Origin of the sequence: Mycobacterium sp. E1747, from assembly GCF_001667775.1 — a bacterium.
Taxonomy (GTDB): Bacteria; Actinomycetota; Actinomycetes; order Mycobacteriales; family Mycobacteriaceae; genus Mycobacterium.
The window spans coordinates 1-26,572 of sequence record NZ_LZJI01000054.1 but is presented as its reverse complement, the minus strand read 5'-3'; the positions used below and the strand labels follow the sequence as shown (position 1 = coordinate 26,572).

General features: G+C 69.0%; 24 protein-coding genes and 4 pseudogenes. 11 read left to right on the top strand and 17 right to left on the bottom strand.

Annotated features, from left to right (window positions below; genetic code table 11):
• Positions 1 to 189: pseudogene (locus tag A5695_RS27300) on the top strand (hypothetical protein); the annotation flags it as partial.
• Here A5695_RS27300 and A5695_RS27295 read toward each other — a convergent pair.
• A pseudogene (locus tag A5695_RS27295) lies at positions 181 to 441 on the bottom strand (CNNM domain-containing protein); the annotation flags it as partial. The pseudogenes A5695_RS27300 and A5695_RS27295 overlap by 9 nt on opposite strands.
• A 286-nt stretch (positions 442 to 727) precedes the next feature.
• Here A5695_RS27295 and A5695_RS06560 point away from each other — a divergent pair.
• The gene (locus A5695_RS06560; protein WP_068079316.1) at positions 728 to 1,354 is read left to right on the top strand and encodes a GNAT family N-acetyltransferase; all 627 of its coding nucleotides are present in this window, start codon (positions 728 to 730) and stop codon (positions 1,352 to 1,354) included.
• Here A5695_RS06560 and mbtN read toward each other — a convergent pair.
• The 7 genes from mbtN to A5695_RS06525 form a co-directional block, all read right to left on the bottom strand.
• Positions 1,321 to 2,463, bottom strand: coding sequence for a mycobactin biosynthesis acyl-ACP dehydrogenase MbtN (mbtN, locus tag A5695_RS06555; RefSeq protein WP_369830160.1), 1,143 nt, complete (start codon positions 2,461 to 2,463; stop codon positions 1,321 to 1,323). The two genes, A5695_RS06560 and mbtN, sit on opposite strands and share 34 nt — an antisense overlap.
• Positions 2,464 to 2,497: 34 nt before the next feature.
• Positions 2,498 to 4,054: a long-chain-fatty acid--ACP ligase MbtM gene (gene mbtM, locus A5695_RS06550; protein WP_068079314.1), complete on the bottom strand. Its 1,557-nt coding sequence runs from the start codon at positions 4,052 to 4,054 to the stop codon at positions 2,498 to 2,500.
• Positions 4,047 to 4,298 (bottom strand): acyl carrier protein, encoded by a 252-nt coding sequence (locus tag A5695_RS06545; RefSeq protein ID WP_068079313.1) that lies wholly within the window; start codon positions 4,296 to 4,298, stop codon positions 4,047 to 4,049. Before A5695_RS06545 ends, mbtM begins: the two co-directional genes overlap by 8 nt.
• 54 nt (positions 4,299 to 4,352) lie before the next feature.
• Positions 4,353 to 5,789, bottom strand: a complete 1,437-nt coding sequence (locus tag A5695_RS06540; protein WP_068079312.1) for a GuaB1 family IMP dehydrogenase-related protein — start codon at positions 5,787 to 5,789, stop codon at positions 4,353 to 4,355.
• Positions 5,790 to 5,832: 43 nt separating this feature from the next.
• The gene (gndA, locus tag A5695_RS06535; protein WP_068079311.1) at positions 5,833 to 7,290 is read right to left on the bottom strand and encodes an NADP-dependent phosphogluconate dehydrogenase; all 1,458 of its coding nucleotides are present in this window, start codon (positions 7,288 to 7,290) and stop codon (positions 5,833 to 5,835) included.
• Positions 7,291 to 7,389: 99 nt separating this feature from the next.
• Positions 7,390 to 8,340, bottom strand: a complete 951-nt coding sequence (locus A5695_RS06530; RefSeq protein WP_068079310.1) for a M56 family metallopeptidase — start codon at positions 8,338 to 8,340, stop codon at positions 7,390 to 7,392.
• 14 nt (positions 8,341 to 8,354) lie between these two features.
• Complete coding sequence (locus A5695_RS06525; protein WP_068079309.1) at positions 8,355 to 8,774, bottom strand: BlaI/MecI/CopY family transcriptional regulator; 420 nt, start codon at positions 8,772 to 8,774, stop codon at positions 8,355 to 8,357.
• Positions 8,775 to 9,061: 287 nt separating this feature from the next.
• Here A5695_RS06525 and A5695_RS06520 point away from each other — a divergent pair, with 287 nt between their 5' ends.
• Positions 9,062 to 9,457, top strand: a complete 396-nt coding sequence (locus tag A5695_RS06520; RefSeq protein WP_068079308.1) for a PaaI family thioesterase — start codon at positions 9,062 to 9,064, stop codon at positions 9,455 to 9,457.
• 212 nt (positions 9,458 to 9,669) lie between these two features.
• Here A5695_RS06520 and A5695_RS06515 read toward each other — a convergent pair whose 3' ends face one another.
• From A5695_RS06515 to A5695_RS06500, 4 genes are all read right to left on the bottom strand, one after another.
• Complete coding sequence (locus tag A5695_RS06515) at positions 9,670 to 11,058, bottom strand: NAD(P)/FAD-dependent oxidoreductase (protein WP_068079307.1); 1,389 nt, start codon at positions 11,056 to 11,058, stop codon at positions 9,670 to 9,672.
• 200 nt (positions 11,059 to 11,258) lie between these two features.
• The gene (locus tag A5695_RS06510) at positions 11,259 to 11,639 is read right to left on the bottom strand and encodes a DUF4189 domain-containing protein (RefSeq protein WP_068079306.1); all 381 of its coding nucleotides are present in this window, start codon (positions 11,637 to 11,639) and stop codon (positions 11,259 to 11,261) included.
• Between the two features lie 116 nt (positions 11,640 to 11,755).
• Positions 11,756 to 12,673 (bottom strand): LLM class F420-dependent oxidoreductase, encoded by a 918-nt coding sequence (locus tag A5695_RS06505; protein WP_068079305.1) that lies wholly within the window; start codon positions 12,671 to 12,673, stop codon positions 11,756 to 11,758.
• A gap of 59 nt (positions 12,674 to 12,732) precedes the next feature.
• On the bottom strand, positions 12,733 to 13,410 hold the full coding sequence (locus A5695_RS06500) for an SDR family oxidoreductase (RefSeq protein WP_068079318.1): 678 nt from the start codon (positions 13,408 to 13,410) through the stop codon (positions 12,733 to 12,735).
• Between the two features lie 253 nt (positions 13,411 to 13,663).
• Between A5695_RS06500 and modA the strand changes: the two genes are divergently transcribed.
• From modA to A5695_RS06470, 6 genes are all read left to right on the top strand, one after another.
• Positions 13,664 to 14,434, top strand: coding sequence for a molybdate ABC transporter substrate-binding protein (modA, locus tag A5695_RS06495; RefSeq protein WP_068079304.1), 771 nt, complete (start codon positions 13,664 to 13,666; stop codon positions 14,432 to 14,434).
• A gap of 119 nt (positions 14,435 to 14,553) precedes the next feature.
• Positions 14,554 to 15,351: an ABC transporter permease gene (locus A5695_RS06490; protein WP_197515376.1), complete on the top strand. Its 798-nt coding sequence runs from the start codon at positions 14,554 to 14,556 to the stop codon at positions 15,349 to 15,351.
• Between the two features lie 8 nt (positions 15,352 to 15,359).
• Positions 15,360 to 16,457, top strand: coding sequence for a sulfate/molybdate ABC transporter ATP-binding protein (locus tag A5695_RS06485; RefSeq protein WP_068079302.1), 1,098 nt, complete (start codon positions 15,360 to 15,362; stop codon positions 16,455 to 16,457).
• Between the two features lie 107 nt (positions 16,458 to 16,564).
• A complete protein-coding gene (locus tag A5695_RS06480; protein WP_068079301.1) occupies positions 16,565 to 17,575 on the top strand; it encodes an alanine and proline-rich secreted protein Apa in 1,011 nt (336 codons plus the stop codon).
• 134 nt (positions 17,576 to 17,709) lie between these two features.
• The gene (locus tag A5695_RS06475; RefSeq protein ID WP_068079300.1) at positions 17,710 to 18,009 is read left to right on the top strand and encodes a GlsB/YeaQ/YmgE family stress response membrane protein; all 300 of its coding nucleotides are present in this window, start codon (positions 17,710 to 17,712) and stop codon (positions 18,007 to 18,009) included.
• Positions 18,010 to 18,058: 49 nt separating this feature from the next.
• Positions 18,059 to 19,087: a zinc-binding alcohol dehydrogenase family protein gene (locus A5695_RS06470; protein WP_068079299.1), complete on the top strand. Its 1,029-nt coding sequence runs from the start codon at positions 18,059 to 18,061 to the stop codon at positions 19,085 to 19,087.
• Positions 19,088 to 19,093: 6 nt separating this feature from the next.
• On the opposite strand, the gene A5695_RS06465 is transcribed toward A5695_RS06470, so the two are convergent.
• The 3 genes from A5695_RS06465 to A5695_RS06455 all read right to left on the bottom strand — a co-directional run bounded on the left by A5695_RS06465 (position 19,094) and on the right by A5695_RS06455 (position 23,422).
• Positions 19,094 to 19,855 carry a CPBP family intramembrane glutamic endopeptidase gene (locus tag A5695_RS06465; RefSeq protein WP_068079298.1) on the bottom strand — a complete coding sequence of 254 codons (762 nt, stop codon included), beginning with the start codon at positions 19,853 to 19,855 and terminating at the stop codon, positions 19,094 to 19,096.
• A gap of 197 nt (positions 19,856 to 20,052) precedes the next feature.
• Positions 20,053 to 22,446: a phosphoketolase gene (locus A5695_RS06460; RefSeq protein ID WP_068079297.1), complete on the bottom strand. Its 2,394-nt coding sequence runs from the start codon at positions 22,444 to 22,446 to the stop codon at positions 20,053 to 20,055.
• Positions 22,447 to 22,573: 127 nt separating this feature from the next.
• A complete protein-coding gene (locus A5695_RS06455; RefSeq protein WP_068079296.1) occupies positions 22,574 to 23,422 on the bottom strand; it encodes an SDR family oxidoreductase in 849 nt (282 codons plus the stop codon).
• A 98-nt stretch (positions 23,423 to 23,520) separates the two neighbouring features.
• Between A5695_RS06455 and A5695_RS06450 the strand changes: the two genes are divergently transcribed.
• On the top strand, positions 23,521 to 24,030 hold the full coding sequence (locus tag A5695_RS06450) for a GNAT family N-acetyltransferase (protein ID WP_068079295.1): 510 nt from the start codon (positions 23,521 to 23,523) through the stop codon (positions 24,028 to 24,030).
• A gap of 168 nt (positions 24,031 to 24,198) precedes the next feature.
• Here the strand turns inward: A5695_RS06450 and A5695_RS06445 are convergent, their stop codons facing one another.
• A complete protein-coding gene (locus A5695_RS06445) occupies positions 24,199 to 25,116 on the bottom strand; it encodes an undecaprenyl-diphosphate phosphatase (protein WP_068079294.1) in 918 nt (305 codons plus the stop codon).
• A gap of 161 nt (positions 25,117 to 25,277) precedes the next feature.
• Here A5695_RS06445 and A5695_RS06440 point away from each other — a divergent pair.
• Positions 25,278 to 26,348, top strand: a pseudogene (locus A5695_RS06440) (CaiB/BaiF CoA transferase family protein); the annotation flags it as partial.
• Here the strand turns inward: A5695_RS06440 and A5695_RS27290 are convergent.
• A pseudogene (locus A5695_RS27290) lies at positions 26,346 to 26,572 on the bottom strand (hypothetical protein); the annotation flags it as partial. The pseudogenes A5695_RS06440 and A5695_RS27290 sit on opposite strands and share 3 nt — an antisense overlap.

The window sequence follows — 26,572 nt, the reverse complement described above, 5'->3', positions numbered from 1 at the left end:
CCGCTATCCGGCGCTCAATTGGGCATCTCGGCAACCACATTGGCGGCGGGATACCTGACCGATCCGATGCTCGCCGACCTGCCGCACCCGTGGTTCGACGCGATCGGAATACCCGACCGGGTGGCCGACGCGATCATGGCGTTCGTGGCGTTGGTCATCGTCACCTCGGTGTCGATGGTGTTCGGCGAGCATCGGATCGGTCAGGTATCCCGCCGCCAATGTGGTTGCCGAGATGCCCAATTGAGCGCCGGATAGCTGGAACGACAACTTGTGATGGGCGCGCCGGATCGCACGGTCGCGGCGGCCCCCGCGCCGGGCGTTGGCCTCCACCGCGCTGCGGTCCAGCGTGGTCAGCGAGAACTCGGCCGCGACGAAGATCGCGTTGCCGAAGATGAGCGCCGCGATGGCCAGGACGCTGATCACGGCGACGCTGACGTTCATCGATCACGCCGTCCGCGCGCCGATCGCGTTTCCCGGATCGCCGGGGAAGGCTCCGCATCGGGCGGCTCGTCCGACGGCTGCCGCGCCCGGAAGCCCATGGGCTGCACGGGTGCCTGCGGCACGTCAATCCCTTCGCTGCCTGAAACCGGTGCGGACGCGGTCGCCTCCGTCTTTGCTGATTTATCGTAGCCCGGTCCGCCTGCCATCCGGCCAACGACCGTTTTCCACGGCGCCCGGGCGACCCCGACTAGGGTTGCCTAACCTTACTCGGTAGGCTGTGCCCATTATGGCGCCCGAAGCCCCACCCGAATCCCAATCGGCCCAAGTCCTTCCGCGCGAGCGCCTCGACATCTCCGAGGAGACAGCGCGCATGGGGCGCCCGCCGGCCCCCGCGCTCGAAGCGCCCTTCGCGCTGCGCGTGGCGCGACGCGAGGACGCGGGCATGGTCGCGGAGTGGATGAACCTTCCACACCTGGCGGCGGCGTGGGAATACGACTGGCCGACCCTGCGGTGGGAGCGGCACCTCGGCGCGCAGCTGGACGGCACGTACTCGCTACCGCTGCTCGGCAGCATCCGGGGGAAGGATTGTGCTTACCTCGAATTATACTGGGGTGCAAAGGATCTCATCTCGTATTACTACGATGCGGAGCCGTATGACATCGGGCTGCACGCCGCCATCGCCGACCCGGCCCTGGTGAACCGAGGGCTGGGCCCGATGCTGTTGCCGCGAATCGTCGGCAGCGTCTTCGCGGCGGAGCCCCGCTGCCGGCGCCTCATGTTCGACCCCGATCACCGCAACACCACCGCGCGCCGTCTGTGCGAATACGTCGGATGCGCGTTCCTCGGCGAGCACGACACCGGGAACCGGCGGATGTCGCTTTACGCCTTGGAACGTCCGACCACCGAGGCGTAGCCCTCATGGTCGGGCGCCATGCCGGCGGCCACCAGTTCCCACAGCACCTCGTCGGTGCCGCCGCCGACACGGGCGAGCTTCATGTCCCGCCACCACTGGCCCAGCGGGGTCTCGTCGAGGAGATAGCCCGCACCGCCGAAGATGTGCATGCATTCGGAGATCACTTCCTCACCCAGCCGTGCGGCGGTCACCTTGATGCCCGCCGCCGCGCGCAGGTCCAGCCGCCCCTGGGCCGCGAGCCCGTGCAGCGCGTGCCGCAGCAGGTCGACGCGGGCCTGCAGGTCCGCCAATCGCAGGCGCAGGGCTTGGTGCTCGAAGAGTGTGCGGCCAAATTGGCGCCGAGTCGTCATGCGCGCCAAAGTGATTCCAATCGCTCGCTGACACGACGCGGCGATCTGGCCCGCGATCGACATCCGTTCGTGCGCCAGCCCCCAGCTGATGGCCGCCAGCCCGGTGCCAGCCCGGGCGACGAGCGCTTCGGCAGGCACCCAGGTGTCGATGTGGACGGCCGCGGTGTCCAGCGGGCCGGCGCCGACCTTGTCGTAGGGCCGCTGCACGCTGACCTGGGCGGTCGGAACGGCGATCACGGCGACGCTGCCGTGTTTGCTGCTGGGGTCGTGGTCGACGCTGCGGGCCACCACCATGACGTGGTCGGCGATCGGCGATAGCGAGACGAACTTCTTGACCCCGTGCACTTCGAAACCGCCTGCGCGTGAAGCGATCTCGGTCTCGACGATCTGCAGGTCGGATCCGCCGGACTCCTCGGAGGCCCCGATGCAGAGCACCGCGTCGCCCCGAACGGCCCGCTCACAGAGCTCGCACAGGTAGTCCGACCGCCCGAACCGGCGCAAGATGGCGATCGCCGAATCGTGCAGGCTCACGCCCACACCGATGCCCGCCGACGACAGCCGGCCGAGCGCGAATGCAAGTTCGACGAGCTTGCCGACATCGGGGAGCGATCCCGTCGACCACTTGTCACTGAACACCCCACGCGCCCCCAGGTGTTCGATCAGTGCACGCGGAAAGCGTTGTCGGATCTCGGCTTCCGCCGTCCAAGCGACGACGCGCTCGTCGAAGGCGTCATCGAGCAGGGTGCGGTAGGCGGCCAGGCCGGTCCCGGTGGGCGCAATCGCCTCGGTCACGTCAGTCCACCGCCTCCAACGAGCGCCGCACCGCGACGCGCCGCAATTTGCCCGACGACGTCCGGGGCAAGGAGCCCGGCGACATGAACACCACGTCCGACGGCACGACACCGCAGACCGAGGCGACGCGCTGGATCACTTCGGCGCGAGCGCCGGCCTGATCCGGCCCGCGAAACTCGGCCGCCACGACCAGGCCGGGGCGCGTCGAGCGCTCGCCGACACCGAGGGCCACGACGGCGCCCTCCCGCACGCCGCGGACCTGTGCCGCGACCGACTCGATTTCGGTCGGGAAGATGTTGCGACCCGCGATCGAGATGACCTCCTTGACCCGGCCGCACACCACGAGGCCACCGTCGCCGAAGAATCCGAGGTCGCCGGTGGGAAACCAGTCCTGCGGCCCGAGGGCGTCGCGGCCGAGGTAGCCGTCCATCATCGACGCACCCCGGATCTCGATCTCGCCGATCTCGCCGTAATTGCCCGGGCGCGGCGAGATCCGGATTTCCGTACCCGGCACCGGGTCGCCCAGCACCGCGTGCCGGGACGACCCGGCCCGGTCGGTGAGCGTCTGGAAGCGCAGTCCGGCGCCCGGGGCCGGCACCGCGACCGCGCACGTCGATTCGGCGAGGCCGTACGAGGGGGCGGCGGCACCGGCGTCGAACCCGAAGGGAGCCATCTCTTCAACGAATCGTCCGAAGCCGTCGCAATCGACTGGCTCCCCGCCGTTGATGGCCACCCGTAGTTCGCCCAGGTCGACGTCGGACACCCGCCGCGCGTACTTGCCGAGCACGTTGTAGGCGAAGTTGGGCGCGGCGGTGACCGTCGCGCGGCTCTCCGACAACCAGCCCAACCAGCGAAACGGCGACGCCGTGAACGCGGCGGTGGGTGCCAGCCAGATCGACATCTGGGTCAACGCTCCCGTGAGCAGGAAGGCCAGCCCCATGTCGTGGTACAGCGGCAGCCACGAGCACCCGGTGTCCGAGCCACCCAGGGCCAGTCGCTCGCCCAGCGCCCGCAGGTTGGCCAGCGCCGCGCCCGGTGACAGCGCGGCGGTCTTCGGCACCCCGGTGGACCCGGCGGTGCCCTGGAGGATTGCGGCACCGCGGCTTTCGGCCGGCGGACCCGATAGCGATCGCGCCGGGTCGGCCGCCACGGCCATGTCCTCGACGTCGACGCCGGCCAGGTCGCTCGATCGCAGCGCGCCGAGGGGGGCCCCGTTACCGAGGACGATCGTCGCCCCGATGCCGCGAAAACGGTTCAGTGTCGCCTCGGCCCATTCCCCACCCTCGGCGCCGCGGACCGGCCCCGGCAGGATGGACACGGCGGCGCCGGTCAGCCACGCGCCCTGGATCGCGGCGACGAGTTCGAGCGTCGGCTCGCCAACCAGACCCACCACCGCCGGCCGATCGTGGTCGAGCAGCCAGGCGGCGATGCTCTCGGCCAGCCCGTGGACCTCCGGCCACGGGTGGCGCCGCCACAGCGAAGTCTCGCGATCGAGGATGACCAGCTCGGTGCCGGCCGTCCGCATCGAGTGCGCGAGCGCCCCGGCGAGCTCACTCATCGGACGATTTCGCGGCGATCGCGGCCTGCAGGTCCGCGACGGTGTCGCACGTCAGCAGTTCTTCTTCGGATAGGGAGACGCCGAGGCGTTCTTCGATGGCCACCATCCCGACGGCGAACGCCACGGAATCCAAACCGACATCGTCGACCAGCCTGGCGCTGGGGGTTACGCGGCCCACGTCGACGTTGAGGTCGTCGCGCAGGATGCTCAGGAGGGCATCGCTCACGGCGGGGGAGGAAGTCATGCCGCAGACGCTAGCATTTCTAGTTAGGCAAGGCTAGCCTTACTCGAAGGCGTGTTACCAACCCAACGGCAGCGGATGGCCTTCGGCGAAGCCCGCGGCCGACTGCACGCCCACGACGGCACGCTCGTACAGGTCCGTCAGGTTGGCGGCGCCGACGTAGGTGCACGTGCTGCGCACCCCCGAGGTGATGTGGTCGATCAAATCCTCGACGCCGCCGCGGTCGGGGTCCAGGCCCATGCGTGACGTCGAAATCCCCTCCTCGAACAGCGCTTTGCGCGCGCGGTCGAAGGCGGTGTCGGCCGCGCTACGGGCGACCACCGCCCGCTTGGACGCCATGCCGTAGCTCTCCTTATACGGCTGGTCGTCGCGGTCGCGCATCAGGTCGCCGGGCGATTCGTAGGTGCCGGCGAACCACGATCCGATCATCACGTTGGACGCGCCGGCCACCAGCGCCAGCGCCACGTCCCGGGGATGGCGAACCCCGCCGTCGGCCCACACATGACCGCCCAATTGCCTTGCCGCCGAAGCGCATTCGACAATGGCCGAGAACTGCGGACGCCCCACCGCGGTCATCATCCGGGTGGTGCACATCGCCCCCGGCCCGACGCCCACCTTGACGATGTTCGCCCCGGCGCCCAGCAGATCGCGGGTCCCCTCCGCGGAGACGACGTTGCCCGCCACCAGCGGCACACCGAGCTCGAGGCCGGACACCGTGCGGATCGCCTCGAGCGTCTTCACCTGATGCCCGTGCGCGGTGTCGATGACGAGCACATCGACTCCCGCCTCGACCAGCGAGCGCGCCTTGGCGCCCACGTCGCCGTTGATGCCGACGGCCGCACCCACCCGCAGCCGCCCGTCGCGGTCGACTGCCGGGGTGTAGAGGCCGGTGCGGACGGCTCCGGTGCGGGTGAGCACGCCGGCCAACGTGCCGTCCACGTTCGTCACGACGGCGACGCCGATCGGGGCGTGCTCGAGCAGGTCGAAGATCTTGCGCGGCTCGGTCCCGACGGGAGCGGTGACGAAGTCGCTGATCGCGACGTCACGCACCCTGGCGAACCGGTCCACGCCCAGGCAGCAGGATTCGCTCACCAGGCCCATCGGGCGGCCTTCGAAGACGACGACGGCGACCCCGTGCGCACGCTTGTGGATCAGCGCCATCGCATCCGACACCGAATCGTCGGGACCCAATACGACCGGGGTGTCGAGCACCAGGTCGCGGCTCTTGACGAAGTCCACCGTCTGCTGCACCGCGGTGATCGGAATATCCTGCGGCAGGACCACGAGCCCGCCCCGCCGGGCGACCGTCTCGGCCATCCGCCGCCCGGCCACCGCCGTCATGTTGGCGACCACCACCGGGATCGTGGTGCCCGAGCCGTCCTGAGTGGACAGGTCGACATCGAAGCGCGATGCGACCTCCGATCGATTCGGCATGACGAAGACGTCGTTGTAGGTCAGGTCGTAGCCGGGCCGATGCCCATCCAGGAATCTCATCGTGTCGCTGTGCCCCCTCGTGTCCTCTCAGTAGTACCCAGCTCTAGGCGGGAACTTCGCTGCGGTCTGCGCTCCACAGCGTGTGGAAGCGCTTGTCCGGGTCGGCGTCGGTCCGGCCGTAGGTGTGGGCGCCGAAGAAGTCGCGCAGGCCCTGCGTCAGGGCAGCGGGCAGCCGTTCGCTGCGCAGGGCGTCGTAGTAGGACAGCGCCGAGGAGAAGCCGGGGATCGGGATGCCCAGCTGCGTGGCGGTCACCACGACGCGGCGCCAGCCGTCGATCGCGGCCTCGATCGCGCTGCGGAAGTAGGGCGCGACGATCAGGGTCGGCAGGTCGGGGTCCTCGTCGAACGCGTCCTTGATGCGGTTGAGGAATTTGGCCCGAATGATGCAGCCGCCGCGCCAGATGGTGGCTAGATCGCCCGGCGTGATGTCCCAGTCGTATTCGGCGCTGCCGGCCTGAATCTGGTTGAAGCCCTGGGCATACGCGATGATCTTCGACGCGTAGAGCGCCTGGCGCACGTCCTCGACGAACTGCTGCGCGTCGGCCGGTTTGGCGCCCAGCTCACCCGAGGCCAGCCCCGTGGTGGCCTTGCGCTGCGTCACCGAGCCCGACAACGCGCGGGCGAACACGGCCTCGGCGATGCCGGTGACCGGGACGCCGAGATCCAGCGCCGACTTCACCGTCCAGCGTCCGGTGCCCTTCTGTTCGGCCTCGTCGAGGATGACGTCGACGAGCGGCTTGCCGGTCTTGGCGTCGGTCTGGCGCAGCACCTGGGCGGTGATCTCGATGAGGAAGCTGTCCAGGTCGCCGGAATTCCAGTCGGCGAACACGTCCGCGATCTCGGGCGCGGTCTTGCCCAGGCCGTCGCGCAACAGCTGGTAAGCCTCGCCGATCAGCTGCATGTCGGAGTACTCGATGCCGTTGTGCACCATCTTGACGAAATGGCCCGCGCCGTCCGGGCCGATGTGGGTGCAGCATGGGACGCCGTCGACGTGTGCGGAGATCTCCTCGAGCAGCGGGCCCAGGGAGGTGTAGGACTCGGCGGGGCCGCCCGGCATGATCGACGGGCCGTTGAGCGCGCCCTCCTCGCCGCCGGAGATCCCGGCGCCGACGAAGTGCAGCCCGCGTTCCCGCATCGCCTGCTCGCGACGAATGGTGTCCGTGTAGAGGGCGTTGCCGCCGTCGATGATGATGTCGCCTTCTTCCATGGCGTCGGCCAGCTCGTTGATGACCGCGTCGGTCGGGTCGCCGGCCTTGACCATGATGAGCACCCGCCGCGGCTTCTCCAGGGCGTCGAGAAACTCCGCGATGGTCTCCGACCGCACGAACTTGCCCTCGTCACCGTGCTCTTTGAGCAGCGCGTCGGTCTTGGCGATCGACCGGTTGTGCAGCGCCACCGTGTAGCCGTGCCGGGCGAAATTGCGAGCGATGTTCGAGCCCATCACCGCCAGGCCGGTGACGCCGATCTGCGCGGTAGCGGTCTTTGAATCCGACGAACCCATGTCTTTGCCTCTCGAGTGGGAGAACTGTGCCCAAAAGCTTTCCGTCACACTGTGGCACAGGGGACAGCCAGCCGCCCGGGGTGATGGCGCTCCGGTGCGTCAGAGGTTCAACAGGCGCCGCAGCTCGGTGAGCCACGGTACGGCCAACGCGACGGTGGGCACGACGAACACCGCGACCGCGGCCAGGTATGCGGCCGCCGCCAGCGCCAGGCTGTTGCCGCCCCCGCACAGCCGGCGGACGCGGACCACGGTGCTGGGTCCGCCGGCGGCCAATGCGCCCGACGGCGCGCGCCCGGATGCGCAGGCGACCAGTGCGCGAGCCAGGGGAGCGCGACCCGCGGCGCGCACGGCGGCGTCGTCGGCGAGCAGCTCGACGAGCAGCTGTACCGCGCCGAGCGCGTTCGCGCTGCGCACCAGACGCGGGAACGCGGCGTGCACCGCGGTGAAGGCCTCCAGGACCAGGTCGTGCCGGGCCCGCAAATGGGCCCGCTCGTGGGTGAGGATGGCCGCGACCTCGGCGTCGGCCAGCGCGCTCAGCGCCCCCTCGCTGACCACCACGCGGCTGCGAACTCCCGGCAGGCAGTAGGCGAGCGGCTGTGGCACATCCAGCACGCGAAGGTCGCGCGTGTGGGCGCACGGCTGGCGAAGCTCCCCGCCGTGGCCGAGACCGACCAGATCGACGACCATGCGGTGGTGGGCGCGGCGTCGCCGGTTGGCGATGGCCACCCGAACGACGGCAACCATCAACCGCGCGCCGACCAGCAGGGTCAGCGCGAAGACGGCGATGTAGGCGGCCCACAGCGGCCACCCGAGGCGTCCGGCGGCACCGAGGACGCTGGCGGTGGGCCGCCCGTCGGGCCCGGGCATGAGCAGCCGAGTGGCGATGGCAATCCCGGCGCTGAACGCCGAGAGGACCGCGGCCAGCGCGATGGCCTGCCACAACACCATCGCGGCGCGGGGAGCGCGCAGCGGCCAGCTCGCGCGTGCCAACAAGGCCGGCACCGGACCGACCAGCAGCACCGCGAGGATGGTGAAGGCCAGCGCGGACACGCTGCCAGTCTCCCTCAGTCCTCCGGCGACGCGCCAGCGGATGGCGCGTTATTGCGTTGATTGGCTTCCAGCTCGGCGAGTGCTCGCCGGAGCGCATCCGCCTCGTCGGCGCCGACCCGTTCGACGAAGTGGACTAGGGCGGCCTGCCTGCCGCCGGAATCCTCGGCCTGGGCCAGCGCGTCGACCATAAGCCCGGCGACCAGTTCGTCGCGGCCGTGCACGGGAGCGTACCGGTGGGCGCGGTCGTCGCGAATCTGCGAAACGAGGTTTTTCTTGGCCAGTCGTTGCAGGACGGTCATGATCGTCGTGTAGGCGAGGTCGCGCCGCGCTGACAACGCCTCGTGGACCTGGCGCACCGTTTGAGGTTCCGGTGTGGACCACAAGTGGTCCATCACGGCGCGTTCCAGATCGCCCAGCCGGGTCAGTTTCGCCATCGTGCGTTCTCTCCTGACGTCCACAACATCGTACTCCGCTTTACTACCGGCCGTCGTACCGAAACCTCGCAGCACCGCTCCGGATACGCGCTTGCAAAATTAGGGCAGCCTTGCCTATGCTAACCCAGTCGAGCGAACAACGACCGCGGCAGAGTCCTGAGGGCTGCAGTGACCCCCGGTCTACTCGATCGGCGAGCCCCGTGCCCCCGCGGCACGGGGCTCAGCCGTTTCCGGGCCGAATCACCGTCACGAGCGCGGTCGCCGGATCCATGGTGTAGACACAGAACGTGCCACAGCCGCCGGAATTCACCGCACCCTTCGATCAGGAGATCGGGCTGCAATTCACCGAACTCAGCTCCGACGGCGCCCGCGCCCAACTCGAGGTCACGCCCAAACTGTTGCAACCGATGGGCCTCGTGCACGGCGGGGTCTACTGCTCGATCATCGAGAGCATGGCCAGCGTGGCCGCCTACACCTGGCTCGCCAGCCGCGGCGGCGGGAACGTCGTGGGGGTCAACAACAACACCGACTTTCTGCGTTCCATCGGCTCGGGCATGCTGTACGGCGCCGCCGAACCGATCCACCGCGGCCGACGCCAGCAGTTATGGCTGGTTACTATCACCGATGGCGACGGCAAGGTGGTCGCGCGCGGCCAGGTGCGGCTGCAGAACCTCGACGCGTGATCGCGCCCGGGTTTCTCGTGGCTGAGCGGCAGCTGCGCCCTATCCGGATCGATTCGTGATCAACAAGAATGACCGGACGCCCGCGCAGACACCAAGAGCGCAAAAGGGTTATAACCGACATTCGAGTTGAAGGCGCTGCCGCCGGGTTCGGCTCGCCGCGCGAATTGCGTTGCGTCGAAATGGTTTACGCGGTCTGAGCAGATGGCCCCCGGTTAGCTGGCCCGTTTGGCGGCCGCCGGCGGCTTGGCTTCGGCGGCGAGCACCGCCAGCTGTTCCAGGCGGGTGCGGGCGAAGGCCTGCTGCTCGGTGATCGTCAGCTGGCCACGCCGGGTGCTCAGGAAGGTCACCGTCCACGACAGCAGCGTGCTGACCTTGGTCTTGAACCCGACCAGGTAGACGAGGTGCAGCACCAGCCACATCAGCCAGGCGATGAAGCCGCTGAACTCCAGCGGGCCTACCTTGGCCACCGCGGAGAACCGCGAAACCGTGGCCATGGAGCCCTTGTCGAAATACTGGAACGGCTCGCGCTCGGCCGGGTCGGCGCCGCCGAGTTCGGCCTTGATCGTGCCGGCGACGTACTTGGCGCCCTGGATCGCGCCCTGCGCCACCCCGGGAACGCCCTCGACGGCGGCCATGTCGCCGATCACGAACACGTTCGGGTGGCCGGGGACCGACAGGTCGGGCAGCACCTTCACACGGCCCGCCCGGTCCAGTTCCACCGACGATTGTTCGGCGAGGTCGCGGCCCAGCCCGCTGGCCTGTACCCCCGCGGACCACACCTTGCAGGCGGACTCGATACGCCGGATGGTGCCGTCGGAGTCCTTGACGGTGATGCCATTGCGGTCGACGTCGGTGACCATCGCCCCCAGTTGGATTTCGACGCCCATCTTCTCCAGCCGGGTCCGCGCCCGCGTCCCCAGCTTGTCGCCGAAGGGCGGCAACACGGCGGGGGCGGCGTCGAGCAGGATCACGCGCGCCTTCGTGGAGTCGATACCGCGGAACGAGCCCTTCAGCGTGTGCGCCGCCAATTCCGCTATCTGGCCTGCCATTTCCACGCCCGTGGGGCCGGCGCCGATGACGGTGAACGTCAGCAGCTTGGCTCGTCGTTCGGGATCGCGCGACCGTTCGGCTTGCTCGAACGCGCTGAGGATGCGTCCCCGCACCTCCAGCGCGTCGTCGATCGACTTCATGCCGGGCGCGAACTCGGCGAAGTGGTCGTTGCCGAAATAGGACTGCCCGGCGCCTGCGGCGATAATCAAGCTGTCGTAAGGGGTTTCGTAGGTGTGGCCGAGCAAATCGGACACCACGAACTTGCCGTCCAGATCGATGTGCGTGACGTCGCCGAGCAGCACCTGGACGTTGCGCTGCCTGCGCAGGACGACACGGGTGGGTGGGGCGATGTCGCCCTCGGACACGATTCCCGTGGCCACCTGATACAGCAACGGCTGGAACAGGTGGTGGGTGGTGCGCGCGATCAGTTTGATGTCCACGTCGGCGTGCTTGAGTTTCTTTGCCGCGTTGAGCCCACCGAATCCCGAACCGATGATGACGACCTGGTGGCGTCGTTCGGTTCCAGCTGTGGTTTCTGGTGGGGGGGTCATGTTTCCGCTGCTCCTGACGGGGGCTTTTGAACACGCGACTGCAGTTAGCCACAACGCTAGTCAGGCAGATGCCCGGAAACCTAGTTGGCACGCATGTGTTGTTTACAACACTAACGGTGTCGTGCGGCGAAAACCCTGGTGGCCGGCGGCCACTGTGGCGTAACTATCAGAGCAGTCGGCCCGTCGGCACGACGCCGCCGTTACTGGCCCGAGCCTTCGCCCACGCAGTGGTCGTGGCCCGGCTGGATCGTTCCGCCGGGGGCGCGTTCCAGCGCCTGCGCCTCCGCCTCTTCGCGCGTCGGCCCCCAGCCGCCAAAGTATTTGGTCTTTGACGCGTTCATCACCAGCGCCACGCATCCCCCCTGCCCGCTGGCCAGCAGGCGGCAGTCGCTGATCGTCTTGCGGCAGGTGTCCATCACCGCCTTTTCGGCCTTGCCCTGGCTGGATGCCCCATCGGCGATGTCGATGTGTCCGGTGGAGTCCGAGATCGCCATGGCGATCCAGTTGTTGTCGGCATGCGCGATCGGGGGTGCGACAAACGCCACGCCTGCTGCGACCGCCGCCAGGACTCGTCTCTTCATGACCTTCCCGGCCCCCTACCTCCGCGCCGCGCCCGGGTGGCGCAGGTAAACGCTGCTATACGGAAGTATTACCGCCGCGGGGCCAATCCGCGACCCCACGGGCCGGGCGTCGGCGGCTACAGGCCGACGACCGGGCGCAGCGCTTCGCCCACGGCGCTGATCACGCCCGGGGCATAGAACGGCAGGTTGATGATGACGCCGTCGATGCCGGCGTCCACCACCTTGGTCTTGATCTGGTCGGCGACCGACTCGGGGTTGCCGACAGCCATGCGCTGGGTCAGCTCGGCCGGAATCTGGTCGGGCTTGGTGTTGTCGTCGACCAGCACCGTGGTGAGCGTGCTGGTTTCCAGCGTCGCGGGGTCACGCCCGATCTCCTCGCAGCGCCGCCGCACGACGTCCAATTTGCCCGCCAACTCGTCGAATCCGGCGATGACGTTGAGGTGATCGAAGTGGCGCGCGGCAAGGGGGATCGTCTTCTTCTCGCCGCTACCACCGATCATCAGCGGAATGTGTTCGCGGAAGCGGGGATTCGCCATCGCCTCGCGAACGTGGTACCACTTGCCCGAGAAGGTCGGCCGCTCGCCCTTGATCATCGGCACAATGATCTGCAGCGCCTCCTCGAGCCGGTTGAACCTTTCGGTGAAAGTGCCGAATTCGAAACCCAGTTGGTCATGCTCGAGTTCGAACCAGCCAGTTCCGATGCCCAGGATGGCGCGGCCCTGGCTCACCACGTCGAGGGTGGTGATGGTCTTCGCCAGCAGCGCGGGATTGCGGTAGGTGTTGCCGGTCACCAAGGTGCCCAACTGGACTCGCTCGGTGGCGGTGGCCAGCGCACCCAGGGCCGTGTATGCCTCCAGCATCGGCTGGTCGGGGTCGCCCAGCAGGGGCAGTTGGTAGAAGTGGTCCATCACGAAGACCGAGTCGAAACCAGCGGATTCGGCCTCGCGGGCCTGAGCGATAACTGTGGGGAAGAGCTTGTCCACCCCGGTGCCGTAGGAGAAGTTGGGAATCTGCAGACCGAGTCGAATAGCCACTCGATCTACGGTAGTGCCGCGCTGCGCACGACGACATGCCTCGGGCTTCGATTACGCCCTCAGCCGAATTGCGCGAGCGCCCCGTGGCTGACGTGCAGCGTCTGGCCGGTGATGTGACGTGCCGCCGGAGTGGTCAGAAACAGGGCCAGCCGGGCCACCTCGGCGGCGACCGACGGGGGAGTGCGGGAGAGGCCGTCGTAGCCGGGCTGGGCGCTGCGCCCACTGGCCACGGCGTTGACCGTGATCCCGCGGGTGCCGAAGATGCTCGCCTGTCCGGCGACCCAGTTCGACAGGGTCGCCTTGATGGCGGCGTCGACGCTTCCGGCGGGCGGGTTCTCGGGCACCACGCTGATGATGGAGCCACCCGAGCGCAGGTGATCGCCCACGGTCTGCACCGTCAGCACCGCGGAGAGCACCGTGGTGTCCAGGGCGTTGCGCCAGGCGTCGGCCGTGTCGGCGATGGAGTACGTGCGCGGGTCGCCGGCCTCCCGGGAGGGCGCCGGCACGTTGACGATGGTGTCAAGATGCCGGGGGAACAGGGGACGGGCCTCGGTCAGGCTCGCCGGGTCGGTGGTGTCGCAGGCGATCGCGTCGACGTCGAGTTCTTTGGCGGCGATCTCCAGGTCGCTGCGCAGCGCGCCCACGAGGGTCACCTTGTGACCGTCATCGCGGAAGCCCTCGGCCACTGTGCGCCCAAGTTCGGTGTCTCCGCCGGTGACCAGTACTTCCACTGCCATGACCTCCTCGTGTTCAACGTTGAACCCAGATCCGGGCAGTTCCGTGTGGCCGACCACCGGACCGCTACGTGGACCCGCCTGGGATCTCAGCGCATATGGCATCAATCCCCGTATATGTTACTGGACAGTAGCTAGTCGGAGAAATTGTTCGCGCCACGACGCGCGGATCATTTGCGTAACTATTCGGTCCGCACTTTTTTGCGCCAATTAGGCCGGCAATCCGACCGCATCGGCGGCGGGCTAGGGTGCCCCCATGCCTCGGATCGGGTTGCTGGCCGGTTTGGTGTCGACGATGCTGATCGCAGTTCTGACCGGGTGCGGGTCGAATTCGGGGTCGCCCCCGTCGGCGTCGGGGAAGCTGGTGGTGTTCGCCGCCGCCTCGCTGAAGCCCGCGTTCACCCAAATCGGTGCCCAGTTCAAGGCGCAGAACGCCGGCAGCGACGTCGACTTCGACTTCGCCGGGTCGTCGGAACTGGCCACCCAGCTGATGCAGGGCGCCACTGCCGACGTCTTCGCGTCGGCGGATACCGCGCAGATGGACACGGTCACCAAGGCGGGGTTGGTTTCCGGTGACCCGATGAACTTCGCGTCCAACACGCTGGTGATCGTCACCGCGCCGGGCAATCCCAGAAAGGTGGTGTCGTTCGCCGACCTCGCGCGGCGCGGGCTGGGCGTGGTGATCTGCCAGATACCGGTGCCGTGCGGATCGGCGACCCAGCGCGTCGAGGACGGCACCGGCGTCCACCTCAGCCCGGTGAGCGAGGAACTCAGCGTGACGGACGTCCTCAACAAGGTGACCACCGGGCAGGCCGACGCGGGGCTCGTCTACGTCACCGACGCCCACAGCGCCGGGAGCAAGGTGACGACCGTCAGCTTCCCGGAGGCCGCCGCGGCGGTGAACGTCTATCCGATCGCGGTGTTGAAAGAGGCGCCGAAACCAACGCTGGCGCAACGGTTCGTGGCCATGGTGACCGGCGACGTCGGTCGAAACATCTTGGCCCAGGCGGGCTTTGCCAAACCCTGATTTCAGCGTGGCCGTTCCAAATCAAACGCGTCGTCGTGGGCGCCGAAGGCGATCCGCATCGCTCCCGCCGCAACGCTAGGTTGAGGCGGTAAAGGTCTCCCAACCGTAGGAGGGTCCGTATTAGCGAGCGTTGCGCGGATCTGCCGCGGTGGGTGTATGTGCCCGCCGCCGTGGGGACCGGCTTCGTGGTGCTGCCGCTACTCGCTATTGCGATCAAGGTCGACTGGCCGAATTTCTGGTCGCTGATCACCAGCCCGTCGTCGCGAACCGCCCTGCTGCTCAGCGTCAAGACGGCGGCGGCCAGCACCGTCCTTTGCGTGCTGCTGGGCGTACCGATGGCCCTGGTGCTGGCCCGCAGCACCGCGCGACTGGTGCGCCTGCTGCGGCCGCTGATCCTGCTGCCGTTGGTGCTCCCGCCGGTCGTCGGGGGGATGGCGCTGCTGTACGCATTCGGCCGGCTCGGGTTGCTCGGCCGGTACCTCGAGTCCGCGGGCCTCAGCATCGCATTCAGCACCGCCGCCGTGGTGCTGGCGCAGACCTTCGTGTCGCTGCCGTTCCTGGTGATTTCCCTGGAGGGTGCCGCGCGCACCGCCGGCGGGGACTTCGAGGTGGTGGCGGCAACCTTGGGAGCGCGTCCCAGCACTGTCTGGTGGCGGATCACCCTGCCATTGCTACTGCCGGGCCTGGCGTCGGGGGCGGTGCTGGCGTTCGCGCGCTCGCTGGGGGAGTTCGGCGCCACGCTGACGTTCGCCGGGTCCCGCCAGGGGGTCACCCGCACGCTGCCGCTGGAGATCTACCTGCAGCGGGTCACCGACGCCGACGCGGCGGTCGCGCTGTCGATTCTGTTGGTCGGGGTGGCGGCGCTGGTGGTGCTGGGGCTCGGCGCCCGTCGGTTGACCGAAAACCCGGCGAGGTAGCCGGGGCCATGAGCGAATTACAGCTGCGCGCCGTCGTCACGGACCGCCGCCTGGACGTCGAGTTCTCCGTGTCGGCGGGCGAAGTCCTCGCGGTCCTCGGGCCCAACGGCGCGGGCAAGTCGACCGCGCTGCATGTCATCGCCGGGCTGATTCGCCCGGACCACGGGATGGTGCGGTTGGGCGACCGGGTGCTGACCGACACAGCGGCCGGGGTGAACGTGGCAACCCATGACCGCCGGGTTGGCCTGCTGTTGCAGGACCCGTTGTTGTTTCCCCACATGAGCGTCGCCGCGAACGTAGCCTTCGGGCCGCACAGCCGGGGCGGGTGGCTGCGCCCCCGACGGGCCGCGGGGAGGGCGGCGGCGCTGCGCTGGCTGCGCGAGGTGGACGCCGAACGGTTCGCCGACCGCAAGGCGCGGCAGCTGTCGGGCGGGCAAGCCCAGCGTGTGGCGGTCGCGCGCGCGCTGGCCGCCGAGCCCGATGTGTTGCTGCTCGACGAGCCGCTGAACGGTCTCGACGTCGCGGCGGCGGCGAGCATCCGCGCGGTGCTGCGGCGCGTGGTTGCCCGCACCGGTTGCGCGGTGGTCTTGGTAACGCACGACCTGCTCGACGTATTCACCCTGGCCGACCGGGTGCTCGTGTTGGAATCCGGCAAGATCACCGAGATCGGGCCGGTTTCCGAGGTGCTCACCTCGCCGCGCAGTCACTTCGGGGCGCGGATCGCGGGCATCAACCTGGTCAACGGGACCGTAGCCACCGACGCGGCGCTGGACGCGTGCTCGGGCATGCGCTGGCACGCCGCCCCGGGGAGTGCCGAGCTCGCCTCGGGGCGGAGTGCGATCGCGGTGTTCCCGCCGACGGCGGTGGCGGTCTATCGGGAGCGCCCGCACGGCAGCCCACGGAACACGGTCGAGGTGACGGTGGCGGAGCTGGACATCCGCGGAGCCGCGGTGTTGGTGCGCGGCGCGCAGCAACCCGACGGCGCGCCCGGTCTGGCCGCGGAAATCACCGTCGACGCCGCGTCGGAGCTGCGTCTGGTGCCCGGTGAGAAGGTGTGGTTCTCGGTCAAAGCGCACGAGGTGGCGTTGTATCCGGCGGCGCACTGAGCGGTGCAATCGGGCGCGGGTTGCACATCGGCAACATCGGCAAAACGACGATGCAATTGTCCGCAATGCTCCTTGCGTCACAGCGGTAACACGGTAGGTTCGTCGCCATGGAGCAGGTGGATCCCAACTCGACACGTCGCAAAGGCCTCTGGGCGACGCTGGCGATAGCCACAGTGACCAGTGCCAGCGCCATCACGATCGCGTTGCCGGCGGCCGCTAACGCCGATCCGGAGGTTCCGACCCCGGTCCCGCCGACGACCACGACGGCGCCGCCTCCGGCAGCCGGCCCCGCGGCTCCCGCGACCACCCCGCCGCCGGCCGCCCCCGCGCCCGGCGCGGCTCCGGCACCGGTCGATCCGAACGCGCCACCGCCGCCGCCCGCCGACCCGAACGCCGGGCGGGTCGCCAACGCCGTGGGCGGTTTCAGCTACGTCCTTCCCCCCGGCTGGGTGGAATCGGACGCGTCCCACCTCGACTACGGCTCGGCGCTGCTGAGCAAGACGACCGGACCGCCGCCGATGCCCGATCAGCCGCCGCCGATCGCCAACGACACCCGCATCGTGATGGGCCGGTTGGACCAGAAGCTTTACGCCAGCGCTGAAGCCAACGACGCCAAGGCCGCCGTGCGGCTCGGCTCAGACATGGGTGAATTCTTCCTGCCGTACCCGGGGACCCGGATCAACCAGGAGGCGACGCCACTTACCGGGGCCAACGGCGTCACGGGCAGCGCGTCGTACTACGAGGTCAAGTTCAGCGACGCGTCGAAGCCCAACGGCCAGATCTGGACGGGCGTGGTCGATTTGGCCACGGCGAACGCGCCCGCCGGCGCACCGCCGCAACGTTGGTTCGTGGTCTGGCTCGGCACGGCGAACGATCCGGTGGACAAGGGCGCGGCCAAGGCGCTGGCCGAGTCGATCCAGCCGTGGGCGGGTCCGCCCGCGCCGGCCGCTGGCGCCCCGGCGGCCCCGGGCGCCCAACCGGCGCCGGCGGCGCCTCCACCGGGAGGCCAGCCTGCGCCGGCGGCTCCGGGAGCGCCCCAGCCAGCACCGGCCCCGGCTCCGGCCGGGGAGGTCAGCCCCACCCCAGTGCCGGCACCACAGCGGACGCAATCGACCTGACGCCCTGTTCGGGTCGCCGGAAGGGTGGGCGAACCGTCGCCGAATCCAACCCTTTTCAGTTACGCAGAGCGGGTATACCGAAGTGACGCCCGGCAATTCGCTGGGCTTTGCCAGCGAATGCAAGGAGACCCCGCATGGACGTCATCGCAGCTTCCGAGTATCTGGCCCGCTCGACCACGTTCACGAGCGTCGGCATCATTGGTTACATCATCATCGGCGGTCTGGCCGGTGCGCTCGCCAGCAAGATCCTCCGCGGCAGTGGCGCCGGCATCGTGATGGACATCGTGATCGGCATCATCGGTGCGTTGATCGGCGGCTTCATCCTGAGCTTCTTCGTCAATACGGCCGGCGGTGGCCTGATCTTCACCTTCTTCACGGCGCTGCTCGGCTCGTTGATCCTGCTCTGGATCGTCGGGATGCTACGCAGGACCTAGACCCCAGCTGACGCGTTGCGGCCGTGGCGGTTAGCGGCATGATTGACGGATGATTGCACCGCTGTCCACCACGGCCATGCGCGCATGGCGGGTGCGTCAACCCGGCCCGATGGACACCGCTCCGCTCGAGCAAGTCACCTCCGAGGTGCCGCGTCCCGGTCCGTCGGAATTGCTGGTCGCCGTCCGCGCGTGCGGGGTGTGCCGCACCGACCTGCACGTCACCGAGGGCGACCTGCCCGTGCACCGCGACCACGTGACGCCCGGCCACGAGGTGGTCGGTGAGGTCGTGGAAATGGGCTCGCAGGCGGGTGGCGCGTTTCGCGTGGGAGATCGGGTCGGCATCGCCTGGCTACGGCACACGTGCGGGGTGTGCAAGTACTGCCGCCGCGGCGACGAGAATCTGTGCCCACAGTCCCGCTACACCGGCTGGGACGCCGACGGCGGGTACGCCGAATTCGCCACCGTCCCCGCCGCTTTCGCGCATCCGCTGCCCGCCGGTTACAGCGACAGTGAGCTCGCGCCGCTGCTGTGCGCCGGCATCATCGGCTATCGCTCCCTGTTGCGTGCCGAACTGCCGCCGGGCGGACGGCTCGGGCTGTACGGCTTCGGCGGCAGCGCCCACATCACCGCCCAGGTCGCATTGGCGCAGGGCGCCGAGGTGCATGTGATGACCCGGGGAGCCGAGGCGCGCGAGCTCGCCATGCAGCTCGGTGCCGCGTCGGCGCAGGGCGCGGCCGACCCGCCGCCGGTGCCGCTGGATGCGGCGATCCTGTTCGCCCCGGTCGGGGAGTTGGTGCTGCCCGCGCTGGAGGCGCTGGATCGCGGCGGCACCCTGGCGATCGCCGGCATCCACCTATCCGACATCCCCGTCCTCAATTACCAGCGCCACCTGTTCCAGGAGCGTCAGGTCCGCTCGGTCACGTCCAACACTCGGGCAGACGCGCGGGCGTTCCTCGAGTTCGCGGGCGAGCATCACATCGAGGTGACCACTCCGGAATACCCGCTAGACCAGGCGGATCGGGCCTTGGCGGATCTCAGCGCGGGCCGGATCGCCGGCGCGGCGGTGCTGCTGGTGTAAGCGTTCTCAGCGGGCCAGGTGCCACACCAGCGCGGCGGCCAGCGCACCAAGCCCGTTCAGCGACCAGTGCAACGCGATCGGCGCGATCAGGCTGCCGCTGCGCCGGCGCAGCCAGCTGAAGACGAAGCCGGCCGCGCCGGTGGCCAGAACCGCGCCGACGATCCCCGCCAGCATCCCCACCATGCCGCCGCCGAACAGCCGGGTGAAGCCGACATTGCTGCTGGTCAGACCGAGCGACGTCGCGACATGCCACAAGCCGAACAGCAGTGAACCCGCCAGAGCGACCCCGCGGAAGCCCCAGGCCCGGTGCAGGGCGCCGTGCAGCACGCCCCGAAACGCCAGCTCCTCCGGGATCACGGTCTGCAGCGGGATGACCACCATGGAGGCGATCAGCGCGCCGGAGACCGTGGCGTAGCGGTGGTTGAGGAACATCGGCCGGGTCATCGGCAGCAGCACCCCGACAGCTATCACCGACGCCACCAGCAGCACCGCGGCCACAGCATAGCCGAACCCCGACTTCCAATGTTCGCGCCCGAGGCCCAAGTCGGACCAGTCCAGACCGTTGGCGCGCATCAGGAACACCAGCCCGACGGCGGCGGCGGGAACGACGCAGATGCCGGCCCACGGGGTGGTGAAGTGCGCGACCAGGTTGGTCAGCACCAGCACCAGCACGACGACGGCGATGTCGAAGTGGATCCGCACTCTGTGCAGCGCCGACAGTTGCGCCAGCACCGGGTGGGCTTCAGCGATAGCGGGCGCGTCGAGCATTTGGCCAGTTTACCGGTGGTCCGCCGTGGGGTGACTTCAACGAGATGGCCGTCACGGCCGCTGTCGTCGCCCGAACCGCGACCCGGACGGCAATCTCGACGTCTCGACTCCCAGCCTGATCGGTCGCCTCGCTCCCATCACTCACTCCGTTCGTTCTGCTCGCTCGACTCCCAGCCTGATCGGTCGCCTCGCTCCCATCACTCACTCCGTTCGTTCTGCTCGCTCGACTCCCACGTCCAACCGGCGATCTGCGGGTCGTCCTCGCCGTGCTCGCGGGTGTAGATGCGCGCCGCGAGCCGGGCGTCGACCATGCGCTGGCGCAGCACGGCGGCCTTGCTGGCCAACCCCTCGACCCGGTCGATGACGTCGATCACCAAGTGAAAGCGGTCCAGATCGTTGAGCATCACCATGTCGAACGGTGTCGTCGTGGTGCCGCGCTCCTTGAACCCGCGAACGTGGATGTGCGGGTGATTGGTGCGCCGGTAGGTGAGCCGGTGGATCAGCCACGGGTAGCCGTGGTAGGCGAAGATCACCGGCTTGTCGCGGGTGAACAGCGCATCGAACTCGCGGTCCGGCAGGCCGTGCGGGTGTTCGGAATCCGGCTGCAGCCGCATCAGGTCGACGACGTTGACCACCCGGACCGCCAGCTCCGGCAGGTCGCGGCGCAGGATGTCGGCCGCGGCCAGGGTTTCCAGCGTCGGGACATCCCCGGCGCAGGCCAGCACCACGTCGGGTTCGGCGGTGGCGGTGCTCGCCCACGGCCAGATGCCCACACCGCGCGCGCAATGTGCGATGGCCTGGTCCATGTTCAGGTACGCCAGCGCCGGCTGCTTGCCGGCGACGATGACGTTGATGTAGTCGCGGCTGCGCAGGCAGTGGTCGGCCACCGACAGTAGCGTGTTGCCGTCCGGCGGCAGGTACACCCGGGTCAGTTCGGCCCGCTTGTTGGCGACCAGGTCGATGAAGCCGGGGTCCTGATGCGACGCGCCGTTGTGGTCCTGGCGCCACACGTGCGAGGAGAGCAGGTAATTCAGCGACGCGATCGGCCGCCGCCACGGCAGCTCCAGGCTGGTGGCAAGCCATTTCGCGTGCTGGTTGAGCATCGAGTCGACGATGTGCACGAACGCCTCGTAGCAGTTGAACAGCCCATGCCGGCCGGTCAGCAGGTAGCCCTCCAGCCAGCCCTGGCACAGGTGCTCGGAGAGCACCTCCATCACGCGGCCGTCGGGCGCGAGGTGTTCGTCCTCGGGCTCGATCTCCGAGAGCCACACCTTGTCGGTCGACCCGTACACCGCGTCCAACCGGTTGGACGCCGTCTCGTCGGGCCCCATCAGCCGGAACCGGTCGGAGTTGCGGGCGATCACCTCCCGCAGGAACGTGCCGAGCACCCGGGTCGCCTCGTGCGTCGTGGCCGCCGGCCGCGGGACCGCGACCGCGTAGTCGCGGAAGTCCGGAAGGTCGAGGTCGTGCAACAACAGGCCACCGTTGGCGTGCGGGTTGGCGCTCATCCGGCGGTCACCGCGGGGCGCGAGCGCCCGCAGTTCGGCGCGCAGCCCGCCGTCGCCGTCGAACAGCTCCTCAGGCCGGTAACTGCGCAGCCACTCCTCGAGTTGGGCGCGGTGCTGGGGATTGTCGTGCGTCTCGGCCAGCGGGACCTGATGCGACCGCCAAGTGCCCTCAACCTTCTTGCCGTCCACCACCTTCGGCCCGGTCCAGCCCTTGGGCGTGCGTAACACGATCATCGGCCACACCGGCCGCTCGGTCCGGTTGCCGCCGCGCGCCGAGCTTTGAATGGCCGCGATGTCGTCGAAGGCGTCGTCGAGCGCGGCCGCCAGCTGCTGGTGCACATCCGCCGGGTCGTCACCGGCGACCGTGATCGGCCGGTAGCCGTAACCCCGCAGCAGGGCCTCGAGTTCGGCGTGGGGGATGCGCGCGAGCACCGTCGGGTTGGCGATCTTGTAGCCGTTGAGCGCGAGGATGGGCAGCACCGCGCCGTCGGTGACCGGGTTGAGGAACTTGTTGGAGTGCCAGCTCGCCGCCAGCGGGCCGGTTTCGGCCTCGCCGTCGCCGACCACGCAGGCCACGACCAGATCAGGGTTGTCGAACGCCGCGCCGTAGGCGTGCACCAGCGCGTAGCCGAGTTCACCGCCCTCGTGGATGGAGCCGGGCGTCTGGGCGGCAACGTGGCTGGGGATACCTCCGGGAAAAGAGAACTGCCGGAACAGCTTTCGCAGCCCCTCGGCGTCCTGCTCGATGCCGGTGTAGACCTCGCTGTAGGTGCCCTCGAGATAGGCGTTGGCGACCAGCGCCGGGCCGCCGTGGCCGGGCCCGGTGACGTAGATGACGCTGGCGTCGCGCTCGCGGATGATCCGGTTGAGGTGGGCGTAGATCAGGTTCAGGCCCGGGGTGGTGCCCCAGTGTCCCAGTAGCCGCGGTTTGACGTGCTCGGGCGACAGCGGTTCGGTCAGCAGCGGGTTGTCCAGCAGGTAGATCTGCCCGACGGAGACGTAATTGGCGGCTCGCCAGTACGCGTTGATCAGGTCGAGTTCGTGGTCGGCAAGGGGAGCGGTTGTCTGGGTTTCTAGGCTCACTCCGCCGATTGTCCGCGCTTGCGGTGAACGGCGCCCGACGCGATCGCCGGGCTGATGGCGACGACCTGGGGGCACCTCCCGCTTGCGGGGGACTTCGCCCGCCTCCGCCGCCCTCGAGATCGCCGGGCTACTCTTCGCCGCGGGCCCGCGACTCGTAGGCCCTGCGCTGCTCGGCGTCGACCTGGTCGGTGAAGACGTGTTCGCCGCCGAGGATGCGGTTCAAGCCCTCGGACAGTGCGCGCGGGATGAACTTTTGCGACGCGATGATCGCGCCGGCCGTCTTCGTGACGCGCACTCGCGGCCTGGGGTGCGCCACCAGTTTGACGATCGCGTCGGCGACGTCGGCCGGCTCGGCATTCTGGATCCCCTTGACCCCGGAGGTCCCGGCGATCAGCTCAGTGTTCACGAAGGTCGGCAGCACCACAGAAAACTTCACGCCGGCCTGGCGGTGTTCGATCCTGGCCGCATCGGTGAAGCCGACCACCGCGTGCTTGCTGGCGCAGTAAGTGGCCGCCCCGGCTATGTACGTCTCCCCGGCGAGCGAGGCGATGTTGATGACGTGTCCGGATCCGCGGGGCACCATGCGCTGGGCCGCCAGCTTGCTGCCCAGGATCACGCCGTAGACGTTGATGTCGAGGACGCGCCGGGTGACGGCGTCCGGCTCGTCGACGATCCGCCCGAGCGGCATGATTCCGGCGTTGTTCACCAGGACGTCGATCGGACCGAGCTGGCGCTCGACCTCGTCGAGGAAGTCCGAGAACGAATGCGGGTCGGTGACGTCGAGTTTGCCGTACACGTCCAGGCCGAGCGCGGCCCCGGATTCCTTCACCCGGACCTCGTCGACGTCCCCGATCGCCACCTTGGCGCCGAGGTTGTGCAAGGCGGTCGCGGTGGCCAGCCCGATTCCCCGGGCGCCGCCGGTGATCACGATGACCTTGCCGCGAACCCTCAGGCCGACGGATGCCGTGTCTGCCATTTCCCTACCCTCCGGATTCTTGACGGGTGTCAACTAGGCAACGTGCTAAGCACAGCACTCTTCCGTCAGGCTGCGCAACAACCGTGGATACTGCAACGATGACCGAGGTGCGGGCGGCGGTCCCGGCCGATGCCGACGAGGTGGCCCGCCTGCACGTGCGATCGTGGCGGTCGGCGTACCGCGGTCTGATCGCCCAGGACTATCTGGACGATCTGAGCCCGGAGGCGATGGTCGACCGATACACCTTCGGCCGCGTGGGCTTGCGGTTGCCCTCCACCCTGGTCGCCGTCGACGGCGCCGCGATTCGCGGCTTCGCCACCGCGGGTCTGTGTCGCGACACTGAGTTACCGAATTTCGGTGAGCTGATGGCTCTTTACGTCGACCCGGCACATGTGGGTGCGGGCGTGGGCACCCGGTTGCTGACGGCGGCCCGGGTTCGGCTGCGGACGGTCGGCGTGGCCGGCGCCGTGTTGTGGGTGTTAGACGCGAACACCCGCGCCCGGCGGTTCTACGAACGGGGCGGCTGGCGGCTCGACAGAGCCTGCCGCACAGGGCATTTCGGTAGTCAAACGTTGCGGCTGGTACGTTACCGGCTGGACCCGGTGTAGCGGCGCATCACCAACCCGTCGATCCGGGGAATTCCTGCGAACGGACCCTTAACGGGATGACGATGATCGGGATGTGGTCCGCCCACCGACGTTGTTGCGCTAATCGATCGCCCGGCGGTGCCGTTTGGTGGCCAAGTCGGTGAAGCCCCGTCACCGAATCGCGATGCGTCAGCCGACGGCGAGCCACACCAGGCTGGCGCCGCCGGCCAGCGCGCAGTAAATGGCGAACGGCGTGAGGGTGCGGGTCTGGAAGTAGCGGGTCAGGAACCGCACGGCGAGGTAAGCGCACACAAACGAGGCGATGCTGCCGGCCAGCACCTGGCCGCCGATCCCGGCCGCGCGGGGCCCGAACAGTTCCGGGATCTTGTACACGCCGGCGGCCAGGATGATCGGCGTCGCCAATAAGAAGGAGAACCGCGCGGCGTCTTCGTGTGACAAGCCGCGCCACAAGCCGGCCACCATGGTGATGCCCGAGCGGCTGATGCCGGGCAGCAGGGCCAGGATCTGAGCGGCGCCGATCAGGATGCCGCGGCGCAGGGGGAGTTGAGCGAGGCGGTTGTCGACCGCCTCGCCGGTGTGCGCGAGCTCTTGCCCGGCCGTCTGGCCGTGGTCGGCAGCGGGGGCGACGCGCCGGCGCAGCACCTCGCCCGCGTAGAGGGCGATGCCGTTGAGCAACAGGAAGATCGCGGCCGGGACGGGCTTGCCGAGCGTGGTGCGGAATGTCCGCTCCAGCGCCAGCCCCGCGAGCCCTACCGGGATCGTGGCGCCCACGATCAGCCAGGCGAGCCGCTCGTCGGGCGTCTGGATGCGTCGATACCGCAACGACGAGGCGAATCCGGCCACGATGCGTAACCAGTCCCGCCAGAAGAAGACCAGCAACGCGGCCGCGGTGGCCACATGCAGGCCGACGATGAAGGCGAGGTAGGGCGATTCGGGGGCGGAGACGCTCAGGTCCCGGGCCCACCGACCGCCGACCACCGCCGGCACCAACACGGCGTGCCCGAGGCTGGAGACCGGGAACAGCTCGGTGACGCCCTGGAACGCCCCGACCACCACGGCCTCGATGTAGGTCAGGTGTGCGCTCATAGTGGATGCCTCCGTCGGATCGTTTCGCCCATGGCCTCGCCGATCGGCCTGTGACGATAGTCGACGGCGGGTGCGATCACTCAATCAGCTTGCCCAGTTGGCTTTTTGGTGGGACAACATGGCGCCAGGCCGGATCCGGCGCGTGCAGGTACGGTGTGCTGATGTCCGAGGGGTTGCTCGACGGGGTGCGCGTCCTCGACTTGTCGAGCGGCAACGGCGATGCGGTGACCCGCCTGTTCGCCGACCTGGGCGCCGACGTGCTCAAGGTCGAACCCCCGACCGGAAGCCCGGCGCGCGATGCGCCGCCAACGCTCGCCGGTGCGAGCATTCCCTTCGCCGTGCACAACGCCAACAAGCGCAGCGTGGTGCTGGACCCGTTCGACGAGGACGACTGCGGTGTCTTCCTCGATCTCGCCGCACAGTCCGACATTGTCGTGGATGACGGTTTCTACGGGGAGGCACCGACGTTCGGGACGTCGGTCGAGGAGCTGGCCGCCCAGAATCCGCATCTGGTGGTCTTGTCGATCACCGACTTCGGAGCGACCGGCCCCCGATCGTTGTGGCGGGCCACCGATCCGGTGCTGTACGCGATGTCCGGCGCGCTGGCGCGGTCCGGGCCCACCACCGGGGCCCCGGTGTTGCCGCCGGACGGGATCGCGTCGTCCACCGCCGCCGTACAGGCGGCCTGGGCCACCCTTGTTGCCTACTACAACCGATTACGTTGCGGCACGGGTGAATTCATAGACTTTTCACGGTTCGACGCCGTCGTCATGGCGCTCGATCCGGCGTTCGGAGCGCACGGACAGGTCGCCGCCGGGATCCGGCACACCGAGCCGTGGCGGGGCAGGCCGAAGAACCAAGACGCCTACCCGATCTACCCCTGCCAGGACGGCTACGTCCGGCTGTGCGTGATGGCGCCGCGCCAGTGGCGGGGCCTGCGGCGCTGGCTGGGGGAGCCGGCCGCTTTCCAAGACCCGAGGTACGACGTGATCGGCGAACGCTTCGCCGCGTGGCCGCAGATCAGCGAGTTGGTCCAGGCGCTGTTTGCCGGCCAGACCATGAAGGACCTGGTAACCGCGGGTCAGGCCCACGGCGTGCCGATCGCCGCCGTGCTGACGCCGTCGTGGGTGATGGATTCCGAGCATTTCCAGGCGGTGGGCGCGGTCACCGAGGCGGAGCTGGTTCCCGGGGTGCGCACTCGCGTGCCGACCGGCTACTTCGTCGTCGACGGCCACGATGATGCCCAGATCAAGGACGCGCAGCCCGGCAAACGGATAGTCGCCGATGCGGCCCGACGGTGATTGCACCACCGCGGGATTTCCGCGCCAACCCGGTCCGTCCTGCCCCGCCGAAGGGGCCGGGCTGCGGAAGCCGGCGTGGTGGCCGTCGACGACGAAGTAGCCGGTCGGCACGCGAGTGCGCACCCCGGGAACCAGCTCCGCCTCGGTGACCGCGC